The sequence below is a fragment of the Clostridium sp. UBA5988 genome, from assembly GCF_002435615.1.
Classification (GTDB): Bacteria; Bacillota; Clostridia; order Clostridiales; family Clostridiaceae; genus Clostridium_J; species Clostridium_J sulfidigenes.
Genome location: NZ_DJBA01000066.1, coordinates 1 through 12,906 on the forward strand (window position 1 = coordinate 1; position 12,906 = coordinate 12,906).

Consider the following 12,906-nt stretch of genomic DNA (forward strand, 5'->3'; position numbering starts at 1 on the left):
ATAAAGGTGTTTCAACTAAGTACCTTAGTAATTATATGTTTCTTTTTAAATACATAGAGTCAGAATATGAGGCTACGCCTATATTTTTTAGGGGCAAAAAACCTTATTTCAGCACGAACTTTAAGGGACGTCCACCAATATTCTCATAGCATGGATATTCTATCACTGTAATTTTCAACAGAGCCTAACTAAAAATAAGTAACTAAATTTAATATCTAGTTACTTATTCTAAAACTTTTACTATATAGATTTTTTTATTAACTCCACTATTTGCTTAGTAGATAAAACTTGTCCCATAACCTTTGGCTTACCATCTATCATGAGGGTAGGAGTAGTCATAACTCCTAATGAAATAATATCTACTAAAGATTCCACCTTAGTTACATCTGCCTCTATACCTAACTCCTTTAAAGCTTCCAAAGTATTATCATAAAGTTTAGTGCATTTAGAGCACCCTTCTCCTAAAACCTTAATTTCCATATGAACTCCTCCTAAAATTTAAAACTTTAATTTTTAAGTTCCATCTTTTCTCCTACAATTTCATTCCAATTATTAATTATAGGCTTTATTATATTAGGTCCTATTTTAGATATAAACACTAGTTGTGAAACTTCCTTTGGTTCACATGGCTTATAATCTATATTTTTTCCTACTACATCTATTTGTTGCCATCCATCATTTAAGTTAAAGAAGCCTTTTATTCTATAGCTATCCTTCTTTATAGAATTTAAGAATTCCTCCATTTTATTTTTGCTCACAACACTACTGAAATTCATAGTTAAGCTTTTAGGCTTATTTTCCACAGTATTTGTAGACTCTTCTCCTTCAGCCCACTGATTTAATAATAGATCCTTATCTAAAAAGTCCATACTAAATTCTCCAAAGGAACAAGTTTCTATATCACACTTTGGATTTACCTGTCTAACTTCTTTAATTACGTTCTTTAGCTCTTCCTCTTCAATTAAATCTACTTTATTTATAATAGCCATATGACAATGCTTTAATTGACGATTAACTGTTTCTAAATCTTCTAATTGCTCTCTAAAGTTTATTCCATCAATTAAGCATAATACTCCCTTTAAGTCATAAGTTACTTCAGGTGATAAAACCTTTACACCTTCAAGTATTTCTTCTATATTTGATGGATCTGCTAGTCCTGAACTCTCTACAAAGACATACTCTAAATCCTGTTTACTCATTTCAGCTAAAGCTTGAGCAAAGGATATTTTTAAACATGAGCAGAAGATAGATCCCCTATTAATCTCTACCATCTCAATATTATCCCTTTTAAGTATAGTTCCATCTATGCCTAGCTTTCCAAATTCATTTTGTATAACTCCAACCTTATTGCTCTTTAACACATCTAATAGCCTTAAAAGTACCGTAGTTTTACCTGACCCTAAAAATCCAGTTAGCACATATAAATTAATTTTTTTCTCCATGACTTGCCCTCCTGTAAATTAATAATATAAAGAAATATCCTTAGATTTTTTAGTTTTTAGAGTTTAAAAAACTTCTCAATTCAGTAATTCTCTCTGAATTTAATGTATATTTCATCCAAGAGCCATCCTTATTACCAAGAACTAATCCACTATCTGTTAAAATCTTCATATGATAAGATAAGGTAGGTTGAGTAATATTAAAATTCTCAAGAATTTTACATGCACACAATTCCTCTGATTCTGTAAGCATATTAATAATTTTTAGTCTCGTCTCATCTGCCAATGCTTTAAACATTTGAACATATTCTGCATAATCATATTTCATTAAATTCTATCTCCTAATCTTTTATTTATAGATATTTTATACCCCTATTATATCTCTCATATAGATATTTGTCTATATGACTTTGACTTTTAACTTATTCCTCTTATAAAAAATTATTGTATTTTTATAGTATTTTATGACTATTTTTGTAAAATTTGTTTCATTTTTTACCATTTCCATTTATAATTGAAACATAAGAAACATAATATATATTCTTAAATAGGAGTGATTGCTATGTATAATAGTCTTTTCAATAAAACACACCTAAATCAAGAAACTATAGATGTATTAATCCCTATTTTAAATGAATTTGATGATTGTATATGGATAAAAAATATAAATGGAGAATATCTAGCAGTTAATAACGCATTATGTAATCTTCTAGGGGAGGATAAAAACACTTTATTGCATAGTAACGGTCTTGATATCTTCGACTACTCTAGTTTTAAATTTGTCATTAAAGATGATTTAAATGTTATTAATAAAAAGAAAAAAAGTATTATGAATGAATATTTATATATAAAAGGTAGAGAAGTTATTTTACAAACTCACAAAATTCCCATCATAAACTCTGACAATAGCTGTTACTCCTTTTTAGCTATTGGACAAGTTATTAATACAGATGAACTATACTATAACAATTTTATTATAGACAATAAATATAAAACACTGTGTAATCTCATTACTGAAAGTGAAGAAAAACGTGAACAAGTTTCTTATGAAGAAGTTCATGAATATCTTATGGATATATATGAAACCCTAGACATAAATGGTACAAGCCTTTGGATCTATGATGATTCTAAAAAGATGTTAATAAAACAAATGTCACTAGGCATTAATGAAAATATATCTGGCAATGATACCTTTTCTATAAGTGATTTCTATAAAGACGAATTAATAAATATTTCTACGAAAATAAACTCACCCACACCTTTAAAAAACTGTGAAAATTTTTATTGTAATAATGGTTTTTGTCAAAGCTATAAGTATTTTCTTAAAGATAATTATATAATTGTTATACCTATAGTCTATAATAACTCCAGACTTCTAGGTGTTTTAAATTTATATTATAATGAGTCATTTGACACAGAATCTAATGCTAAATATATTGTAAGGACTTCTAAGCGATTAGCCTTATTCCTAAAAAATATATATTTATCTACCCAATTGACATATCAGTTGCAAAAAAAGATTAAACTTGAAAATGAATTGAGTAGGTTTCTTAATATAGCAGTTGATTTATATGCGATTATTGATACTAATGGATATATTAAAAAAATAAGTTCTAATATACCTTTCATATTGGGCTGGGACTTTAATGATTTGAAAAAAATTCCTATTCAGACACTAATAAAATCAACAAATAATAGTATAAATTTTAAAGATATTTTGCATACCTATAACAAAAAATTTTATGGTGGAATATGTGAAGTAAAATGTAAAAACAATTCCTTCAAATTAATTGAATGGTATTATTATCACCAACAAGAAACACAGGAAATATTTATTACAGGTAAAGATGTAACTAGCTTTTCAAAACTTGAAGAAAAAGTTGCCTCTTTAGAAGAAAAAGTAGAATGCGAAAAATTTAAAACAGATTTTCTAGCAAATATCTCCCACGAATTTAAAACTCCTTTAAATATAATATTAGCAAGCATTCAGTTAGAGCTTAATGGTTATAATAGTGTAAATGATAATAATAGTATTTACTATAATCGTCTTAACATGATAAAACAAAACTCATATAGACTTCTTAGATTAGTTGATAACCTAATTGATGTAACTCAAGTTGATAGCAACAATATAAAGCTATACAAAGAAAATGTTAATGCTATTTCATATTTTGAAGATGTGGTGGACTCAGTTTCTCAATATATAAAGAAAATGAGTAAAAATATAATATTTGATACTAATGAAGAGGAAGTATTTCTGGATTGTGATCCTGAAAAAATTCAAAAAGTAATTTTAAATTTAATTTCTAACTCCATAAAATACACAGAAGTTAATGGCAACATATGGATTACACTAACAACTAACTGGGACGAGGATAGACTATATATTTCTGTAAAGGATGATGGTGTAGGTATACCAAAGAATAGTTATGATATTATATTTGAAAGATTTAAACAGGTGGATAATTTATTCATAAGAAGAGCTGAAGGAAGTGGAATTGGATTACCCTTAGCAAAATCCTTTATTGAACTTCATAGTGGAGAAATATGGGTAAATAAGACTATAGACAAAGGTTCAGAGTTTATCTTTTACTTACCTATAATCTCTGAAAAAGATAGTAAAGTTAATTATTTTTATAATAAAGTTATAGACTCTAGATCAGAGAGACTTAAGATTGAATTTTCAGACATATATTCCCATCCTAATTAAATCTATTTATTCTATCAATGACTCTGTTATATTATTAATCTAAAAAAGGACTATCTCAAAAAATATTTCGAGATAGTCCTTTAAATTTTTATTTAGTTACTTTAATATAATTTCCAACAAAAGACGTAGTTCCACTTTGCTCAAACCTAATATAAGCATTGTCAATTTTATCTTCATCTACTGCGTAAACTAAATGAGTTTCTTTTGTTTCATTCGGTGAAAAATCAGTGAAGAAAAAGCTTTTTCCTTCATAATCTGATTTATCAAAGTATATTGGTGCATTATCCATTTGAAGGTTATTACCATTTCCCCAATAATCATTTAGAAATTGGATATTACCATTTGATGCTTTCTTCATAAACCTAATTCTCGGATAAATATTTATATCTTTTAGTTCTTTATCAAAAGGATTCTTCATGGTTAGAGTTACATAAACATACTTCATTCCTACTGTTTCAGTAATAGTATTCATTTTATTATTTTCCCATTTTTCCTGGTTAACTCTTTCATAATCCTTTAGTGTTCCATCTTCATTTATAAATGTAAGATACTCATTATAGTCAGAGAACTTATTTTTATCTAATTCAGGTAACTTATCTAATACTTCAATATTATTTACAGTAAAAGTTGGGTTTTCATCTGGGAACCCTTCATCACTTATTTCTTCATCAATATTAAATACATGATCAGTTGAAATTCCAGGTTCTACATATTCTATCTCTTCTTTATCATTATCTACTACATCTTTTAATTCATCTGAAAATGCAGGAACCACAATAAATTCTCCAGGAATCTCTTCACATTTAATATTTTCTGCTACTTTTTTAAGTTCTTCTAAAGAAGTATTGTCAGCACCATAAATTGTAACAACATATCCACCCTTTTCATAAAACATATTGATAATATGGTTGTACTCCAATCCTTCCCTTGTAAGAATTTGTGCCTTTATGCCACCAAGGGTAGTTTCTTCTACATCACTTACGTAAATTTCTTCAAAATGCGTAGTATATACAGGTGGACAAATAGTAATTCCCCCTACACTATGGTCACCATTGGGATGATATTTTCCGAGGGCATTTGCAGTCTCTATATATCCTTCTGGAATATACCCAGGAACCACCTTCATTGCAGGTACTTTAGTAGGAGCAGATTCTGTTTGAATATCACAAGTAAGTGTTCCTGTTTCTTCATTCTTACTTGTTGTAACTAAATAATGTTTAACTGCACCATAGGCTGTTGCAGATATTGCTAATGTAGCCGTAATAGCTGCAATAAGTACTATTATCTTTTTCTTCATAATTTTTTTCCCCTTTTTATTAATACTCTGAATAGAGTCTGTATTATTATCACTTTGAATAAAATCTTGATTTTCAATGATGTTAACCTTTTGATTTTTATATTTTTGAGAAAATTCATGAGGCTCAATAGTGTGTTTTAACTCTTCTACAGCATTTTCTTGCCCTAAAAGATACATCAATTTATCAAGTTCTGTTTTATTATCCATACAATTCATCTCCTATCATTTCTTTTACCATCTTTCTGGCACGTTCATATCTTTTTGCTGCAACATCTTCACTAATGTGTAGTAATGATGATATTTCTCTATAGCTAAGTTCATAAAAGCAACGATACTGAATTATCTCACGATATTTTGATGGTAATTTAGAAAGTAATTGTGTAATCATATGTCTATCTTCTACTGTTTTTACAGAAGGAACCCCCTTTTGGTTTTCACTTGTCACTTTTTCCTCTACCTCTTTAGTGAATAACTGAGTTTCTTTCCTATTTCTACGATATAAATCAATGGATATGTTTTTTATTGTATATACAACCAATCTCTTAGTTTTTAAACTTTCTACCCCATGAATAGTTGGCAGATATGGAATTAGCTTTATAAATGCATCTTGAACTGCATCCTCTGCTTGTTCTACATTATTTAAAATTGAGTATGCAATACCATACATCTTATTTTCATAGGCATCATAAAGCTGTGCTAGCATATTATTTTTAAAATTTTCATCCGATGAAATCTCCACCTAATCACTCCTTGCTGTTTAAGAGTCCTCTTACTAAACATAACGAATGAGAACTTACAATTCTGACATTTTTATTTTAAATTTAAAATAATTACTACTTATATAATGATATAGGTTACTTTTAATAAATTCCACTATTGTAATTAAGTTTTAAAGTAGAAATTTAAGATAGAATTTTACACATAAAAAAAGAGCATTTATACTAGAAATACTCTTTTTTAATATTAATCTATTATAGTAACTTCTCCAAATTCTCCACCAATTCACCTATTGCATTAACATAATCCTTTATTATTCTATCTGCAACTTCATTTGCTAAATTTTCATTATAAATATGAGAAGTGGAATTTCTATCTTCTATTTAATTTTCCATATGCCTTTCTCAAGTTCATATATTTAAACTCTATACTTCTCATATAAGGTTACCCCTTCCCTTTCTACTTGCTCTATAAATAGCTCATCATCTATTCTTCTCATATTTGAAAAATCAAACTCTAATAAAGTTGGACTGGTATTTTCTATCTCTTCTATGAACTCAAATATATCACAATCAGCATATACAGCCAAATCTATATCACTTTTTAGTTCATTATCACCCCTAGCTCTTGAGCCAAAAAGTACCACCTTGTTTATACCTTTATATTTTTTTGATATAGCTATAATTGAATCTACTATTTCTCCATCTAAATTCAAAAAATCACCCCTTATATTATATAAAACCTATAATGTCATATGATTTATCTTACCATTTTTAAAAGATCTTATAATATCATGTCCTAAATTAATCATTATCATTTTATCATAAACATAATCATTTAAATACTTTTATCTATTCTCCATAAAACTTAGGTGAAGCCTTTGAATCTTTAATTAACTCTACCTTACATATTTTCAGTTTCTTTTAATATGTAATAAAATCCTTGAAACCCCCATGGCGCCTACAACTAGTTAACTAGCTAAATAGTTTTATTGTTAAATATAAAGCTAGTTTCCTATAAAAATATTAATATAGTTATAATTTTATATAGTTAAGATTGTAACTTTAAATTTTTTTATAAATCAGACTGTGCTATTAAATTAGTTTATATATGCTTAAACGCAAAAGAGGGCAAAACTTTCGTTTTACCCTCATATTTATTCTATTAAATTTTATCCTAGAACTCTGCTGTTCCTGTAGTTCTTGGGAATGGTATTACGTCTCTGATGTTGCTCATTCCAGTTACGTACATTATCATTCTTTCGAAGCCTAGACCAAATCCAGCGTGTTTTGTGCCACCGAATTTTCTTAATTCTAGGTACCACCAGTAGTCCTCTGGGTTTAATCCTAATTCGTTGATTCTGTCTACAAGAAGATCATATCTTTCTTCCCTTTGGCTTCCTCCGATGATTTCTCCTATACCAGGAACTAATAAGTCCATAGCTGCTACAGTTTTGTTGTCATCGTTCATTCTCATGTAGAAAGCTTTGATTTCCTTTGGATAGTCAGTAACGAATACTGGTCTTTTGTATACTTCCTCAGTAAGATATCTCTCATGCTCTGTTTGAAGGTCACAACCCCATTCTACTGGGTACTGGAACTCTTTATCCGCTTTCTTTAATAATTCTACAGCTTCTGTATAAGTTACATGACCAAAGTTAGAAGTTGCTACGTGGTTTAATCTTTCAAGTAATCCCTTATCTACAAAGCTGTTGAAGAATTCCATTTCTTCTGGAGCATTTTCAAGAACATAGTTTATGATATACTTTATCATATCTTCTGCCAATGTCATGTCATCCTTAAGGTCTGCAAAAGCTATCTCTGGCTCTACCATCCAGAACTCTGCCGCATGTCTTGCAGTGTTAGAGTTTTCAGCTCTGAAGGTTGGTCCAAAAGTATAAACATTTCTAAATGCAAGAGCATATGCTTCTGCTGCAAGCTGACCACTAACTGTAAGGTTTGTTTCCTTACCAAAGAAGTCATTTTTATAATCTATTTTCTTATCCTCAGTCATTGGGATGTTTTCAAGATCCATAGTTGTAACTCTGAACATTTCTCCTGCACCTTCACAGTCACTTCCTGTAATTATTGGAGTGTGAGTATAAACAAATCCTCTTTCATTGAAGAAGCTATGAATTGCATAAGCAACTAAAGAACGTACTCTAAATACTGCTGAAAAAGCATTACTTCTAGGTCTTAAGTGAGCTATAGTTCTTAAATATTCAAAGGTGTGTCTCTTCTTTTGAAGTGGATAATCATTACTTGATTCACCTTCTACTATTATTTTTGTAGCTTTAATTTCAAAAGGTTGCTTACTTCCTGGAGTTAACACAAGCTTTCCTTCAACTATTATAGATGAGCTAATACTTAACTTTTCTATTTCTTTAAAGTTATCAAGGCTATCCTCGAATACAACTTGAAGGTTTTTAAAGAAGCTACCATCATTAACTTCTATAAAACCAAAAGCTTTAGAACTTCTTAAAGTTCTAATCCATCCTGAAATACAAACATCTTGGTCTGCGTATTTTTCACTTTCTCTGTAAAGACTTTTTACTAAGACTGTTTTCATAATAAAATCCTCCTTTTATAATTTGATTATTGCCTGTTGAGGTAATATGATTCTATTTTAAGACAATAAAAAAAACCTTTCCTTCCCTAAAAAACAGGGACGAAAGGATACATTCCGCGGTACCACCCAAATTATCATATTGATCAACTCAACAAGTACAAAGATCTCTCTTGATACTCTTCCCTTTTAACGGTGAGATTCCGTCTAAGTCTACTCTCCTAAGATTTCGGTTAGAAACTCCGAGATGTTCTTCAATAAGAGCTTCATATTGACCTTCCACCATCGTCAACTCGCTTTAACTACTTCTCATATCTACTCTTCTCATCACAGTCTTTATTTAAACCTATTAACTAGTATTTTCAAATTTATATTATTTATTCAAAACACTTGTTATCTATTATTATATGTGCATGATTTTAGAATGTCAACTATTGGTGAAAAATTTTGTATTTGTTATAATCTAACATTTGTTATAATATTATATTATAGCTTAATATCTATTAATTATTTATATTTTTGGAGGATATTCTATGAAAGAAAAAGTACCTTTTACTAAATTTCAAAAGTTCCTTGAAACTCTCTCTCTATTAATCTTACTAAGCTCAATAATCTACCTAATATTCATTTGGAGCACCCTTCCTGATACTATCCCTTCTCATTATAATGCTAAAGGAGTTGTTACCAACTGGAGTGGGAAAGGTATGCTGCTTATAATGCCTATAATTTCAATAATTTTATACACAGGACTTACAACCCTAACACTGTTTCCTAATATATGGAGCGTGCCTGTAGAAATCACAGAAAAAAATCAGAATTTTGTATATACTAATCTAAAAACTATGCTGATAGTTATAAAATTAATCTTAGTTTCTGATTTTGCTTATATGACAATATGTTCAGCAACTGAAAGTTCTTTAAGTGCTTTATTTACTCCTATAGTTTTAATTGCTGTATTTGGTACACTTGCCTTTTTTATGACAAGAATAATTAGAGGAAGCAAAAAACTTGAATAATATACTTAGAATATATACAAAATCTTAATTAAATAAAGGAGCCTAGATATTAATATATCTAAGCTCCTATTTATTATTAATTAAGTTATTATTAATTAAGATTTAATATAGAATCGTCAGAATTAAAGGTATTTGCATTGTATAAGAATAACATATCTGTTATATCCTTCGACTCAATTAACTCTTCCATATTATCCATGTAATACCTAAGATCTACCACGTCTATCTCTCCATAGTGTGAAATTAGAAAAGGTAAAAAACTATTGGCATAGGAATCTTTAACTACTAATAGCTTCTTCTTTGGATCTCCTAAAGTTTTAATATTAATATGTGGATGATTTCCTCCTGTAAACACTTCATACTTGTCCTTTTTATCTAAATTCTCACTACTATATAAGGTACTGGTTCTCTTTTGCTCAGTTATATAATTAACTACCATTTCCCCATTTTCTTTAGGTATATATACATTTATACAATCTGGCTTTCCTCTCTTATCTCCTATTTTTGAAGTTAAGCTTCCATAAAAATCATTAGCAACTAACTCAACCTGAAAATCTCCCTCTTTTTTAGGCTCCAGCCCCAAACTCTTACAAAATTCCACATAGGCAAGATAAGCCCCTTTGCTAGTCCAGTGATGATCTGTCCTATAGTATAGATACTTATCCTTATTATTTATAAGTGCATTATAGGGATTAATATATTTTACATTAGAACTTAACTTTCCTTCTATGTACTTCATATATTCCAACTGATTATCCACTGGCGCGTACTTAGGTAGCTTATCCTTTAGAATCTCTGTAGCTGTTGGTATCAGCATAAAGCTTGTATTTATATTTTCATGTTTCTTTACAAACTCATTAATAGCTAAAACCTTATGGTCAGTTTCTTCCTTTGCTCTCTCTTCAAAGTCTTCAATAAGTTGATTATTCTTTCCTATAAATACATCATTACTTTCACTTTTACCCATTAGTTTATCTACCTTAGCCTTAGCATTTATAAATAAACCTCTTCCTGGAAATTGGTCTGATATATAACTCTCATAATGTTTAATATAGTCACCACTAAGAAGTGTTCCTAAAGAAAACTCTGGTCTACTAGCCAGATTTCTATTTTCTACTTCCGAAAATGTTTTTTCTCTTCTTAATATATTACTTACAGACATTATAGCTATAAATAAGAGAAATACTACTGCCATTAGCCTTCTATTTACCTTGTTACTTTTATCCATTTCTCTCACTCTGCTTTCTTTAAAATCTAAAATATAGGAAAGGATTATAACTTTCACTAACTAAATAAACTATAGATAAAATTAAAATTAACATATTCATAGCTATAATTATATATACGCCCTTTAACTTATACTTCTTTTTTATATATGCAATTAAATTTTTAATCAAAGGCGTAGAGCAAATAATTGCTATTACTATAAGTATTACATTTGTTTTCAAAGTATATTTAGCCATATTATCCATAAATATATTTTTTCCCATTCCAAACATAAGCTTTATGTAATTTAGAGCATCATTAACCTTTGATGTATCAAAGAATACCCAGCTTATAATTACTAAAACTACAGTATATATATGAGCAATAGCATTAGGGACTTTATTAAGAATTTTTCCTAAAAATAATTTTTCAAGAAATATGAATACTCCAAAATATAAGCCCCAAATTACAAAATTCCAACTAGCTCCATGCCATAGTCCTGTGGCAAACCATACTATAAGTAAATTTCTAAATTGTACAGCCTTCCCTCTTCTATTTCCTCCTAATGGAATATATATATAATCCCTAAACCATGAACCTAAGGATATGTGCCATCTTCTCCAAAACTCACTGATACTCTTAGACATATAGGGATGATTAAAGTTCTCTAAAAATTCAAATCCAAACATCTTTCCAAGACCTATTGCCATATCAGAGTAACCACTAAAATCAAAATATATTTGTAGTGTAAAGGCAATTATACCTATCCAAGCTGTTAATATAGATAATTCTTCAATAGGAAGCCCCTTAATAGAAGTCCAAATCATGCCTATATTGTTAGCAATAAGAACCTTTTTTCCCATACCTCCAATAAATCTTTCTACCCCTTCTCCAAATTTATCTATAGACTCACTTCTGTTATTAAGTTGATCTTCTATATCATTATATTGGACAATTGGTCCAGCTACTAGTTGCGGAAACATAGTAATGTATGCCCCGAAATTTATAATGTTTCTTTGTGCAACCACCTTTCCCATATATACATCTGCTACATAGGATATGAGCTGGAATGTATAAAAAGATATTCCCAGTGGTAAGGGTAAATTCCTTATTTGAAGATTAAAACCAAAAATTCCATTGATATTATCAATTAAAAATCCATAATACTTGAAGAAGAATAAAAAACTTAAATTCAGTACAATTACTGTAATAAATATAGCTGTTCTTTTTTCACTATCTTCCTTATTTGCCTCTATCATAAGGCCACCTATATAATCAATTATTATAGAACCTATCATTAAGAAGATATATATAGGTTCTCCCCAAGCGTAAAAAATCAAACTCATTATAAGAATTACTAGATTTTTAAATTTCCTAGGACATATATAATAAATTATTAAGGTAATTGGTAAAAACATAAATAAAAATATCAAACTACTAAAAACCAAATTAATCACTCCAATTAAAATATAGTTACTACTTAAATTCCTTATTTATTGCTGCTTCTATGGTTGCCGAATCTCTTGAAATGATCAATATTAAGTACTTTCCTTTTATATCTAATACACGATTACTTATTATGTCATATTCCTCGGGTCTATAGCTATTAAAGCTATCGGATTGTTTTTTTATTCTTCCCTCAACTTTAACCTTTAACTGCTGTATAACTTCTTCACTTTTCCCTTTTAATACAAGAACTTCGTTAGCATCCATATTACTCTTAGGTGCGTATAAAATAAAATCTTCTACTTCATTTTTACTTATGTAATATAGCTTTCTTAGCTTTGAACTATCACCTATATCCATCTGTTCATCATCTATAACCTGTGAAAGATTCTTTCTTAAACTATCCATATCTGCATCCTTAACTTTAAGAACTTGGTACAGGGATATAAATGTAATTAATACTGTTGCTATTAATATATAATAATAATTTTTATAATTTTTCATATTTAT

The 12,906-nt window shown here is 28.9% G+C and carries 13 protein-coding genes and 1 other annotated feature; of the genes, 2 read left to right on the top strand and 11 right to left on the bottom strand.

What is annotated here, in order from left to right; genetic code table 11:
- Nucleotides 1-240 precede the first annotated feature (240 nt).
- Genes B3J31_RS14180 through B3J31_RS14190 form a run of 3 tightly spaced genes read right to left on the bottom strand, consistent with a single transcriptional unit; the run spans nucleotide 241 to nucleotide 1,767 of the window.
- Entirely contained in the window at nucleotides 241-480 is a 240-nt protein-coding gene (locus tag B3J31_RS14180; RefSeq protein WP_150846080.1) for an MTH895/ArsE family thioredoxin-like protein, read from the bottom strand.
- A 26-nt stretch (nucleotides 481-506) separates the two neighbouring features.
- Complete coding sequence (locus B3J31_RS14185) at nucleotides 507-1,442, bottom strand: GTP-binding protein (protein ID WP_346874152.1); 936 nt, start codon at nucleotides 1,440-1,442, stop codon at nucleotides 507-509.
- 49 nt (nucleotides 1,443-1,491) lie between these two features.
- Nucleotides 1,492-1,767, bottom strand: coding sequence for an ArsR/SmtB family transcription factor (locus B3J31_RS14190; protein ID WP_035133162.1), 276 nt, complete (start codon nucleotides 1,765-1,767; stop codon nucleotides 1,492-1,494).
- 234 nt (nucleotides 1,768-2,001) lie between these two features.
- Here B3J31_RS14190 and B3J31_RS14195 point away from each other — a divergent pair, with 234 nt between their 5' ends.
- Nucleotides 2,002-4,149 (top strand): PAS domain-containing sensor histidine kinase, encoded by a 2,148-nt coding sequence (locus B3J31_RS14195; protein WP_346874153.1) that lies wholly within the window; start codon nucleotides 2,002-2,004, stop codon nucleotides 4,147-4,149.
- 88 nt (nucleotides 4,150-4,237) lie between these two features.
- Here B3J31_RS14195 and B3J31_RS14200 read toward each other — a convergent pair whose 3' ends face one another.
- The 5 genes from B3J31_RS14200 to asnS all read right to left on the bottom strand — a co-directional run bounded on the left by B3J31_RS14200 (nucleotide 4,238) and on the right by asnS (nucleotide 8,731).
- Complete coding sequence (locus B3J31_RS14200) at nucleotides 4,238-5,653, bottom strand: hypothetical protein (RefSeq protein ID WP_346874154.1); 1,416 nt, start codon at nucleotides 5,651-5,653, stop codon at nucleotides 4,238-4,240.
- Nucleotides 5,646-6,185, bottom strand: a complete 540-nt coding sequence (locus B3J31_RS14205) for a sigma-70 family RNA polymerase sigma factor (RefSeq protein ID WP_150846084.1) — start codon at nucleotides 6,183-6,185, stop codon at nucleotides 5,646-5,648. The genes B3J31_RS14200 and B3J31_RS14205 overlap by 8 nt, the downstream gene beginning before the upstream one ends.
- 232 nt (nucleotides 6,186-6,417) lie before the next feature.
- Nucleotides 6,418-6,546: a nucleotidyltransferase substrate binding protein gene (locus B3J31_RS17035; protein WP_414632873.1), complete on the bottom strand. Its 129-nt coding sequence runs from the start codon at nucleotides 6,544-6,546 to the stop codon at nucleotides 6,418-6,420.
- A gap of 35 nt (nucleotides 6,547-6,581) precedes the next feature.
- The gene (locus B3J31_RS14210) at nucleotides 6,582-6,878 is read right to left on the bottom strand and encodes a nucleotidyltransferase domain-containing protein (protein WP_346874155.1); all 297 of its coding nucleotides are present in this window, start codon (nucleotides 6,876-6,878) and stop codon (nucleotides 6,582-6,584) included.
- 461 nt (nucleotides 6,879-7,339) lie between these two features.
- On the bottom strand, nucleotides 7,340-8,731 hold the full coding sequence (asnS, locus tag B3J31_RS14215) for an asparagine--tRNA ligase (RefSeq protein WP_346874156.1): 1,392 nt from the start codon (nucleotides 8,729-8,731) through the stop codon (nucleotides 7,340-7,342).
- A gap of 92 nt (nucleotides 8,732-8,823) precedes the next feature.
- Nucleotides 8,824-9,068: a binding site (T-box leader), on the bottom strand.
- Nucleotides 9,069-9,261: 193 nt separating this feature from the next.
- On the opposite strand from asnS, the gene B3J31_RS14220 reads away from it, so the two are divergent.
- Entirely contained in the window at nucleotides 9,262-9,744 is a 483-nt protein-coding gene (locus B3J31_RS14220; RefSeq protein ID WP_150846087.1) for a DUF1648 domain-containing protein, read from the top strand.
- A gap of 91 nt (nucleotides 9,745-9,835) precedes the next feature.
- Here B3J31_RS14220 and B3J31_RS14225 read toward each other — a convergent pair whose 3' ends face one another.
- From B3J31_RS14225 to B3J31_RS14235, 3 genes are read right to left on the bottom strand one after another with little or no spacing between them, the layout of a single operon-like run.
- On the bottom strand, nucleotides 9,836-10,972 hold the full coding sequence (locus B3J31_RS14225) for a DHHW family protein (protein WP_346874157.1): 1,137 nt from the start codon (nucleotides 10,970-10,972) through the stop codon (nucleotides 9,836-9,838).
- Between the two features lie 19 nt (nucleotides 10,973-10,991).
- Entirely contained in the window at nucleotides 10,992-12,398 is a 1,407-nt protein-coding gene (locus B3J31_RS14230; protein WP_346874158.1) for an MBOAT family O-acyltransferase, read from the bottom strand.
- Between the two features lie 28 nt (nucleotides 12,399-12,426).
- A complete protein-coding gene (locus B3J31_RS14235; RefSeq protein ID WP_346874159.1) occupies nucleotides 12,427-12,900 on the bottom strand; it encodes a DUF4358 domain-containing protein in 474 nt (157 codons plus the stop codon).
- Nucleotides 12,901-12,906 lie beyond the last annotated feature (6 nt).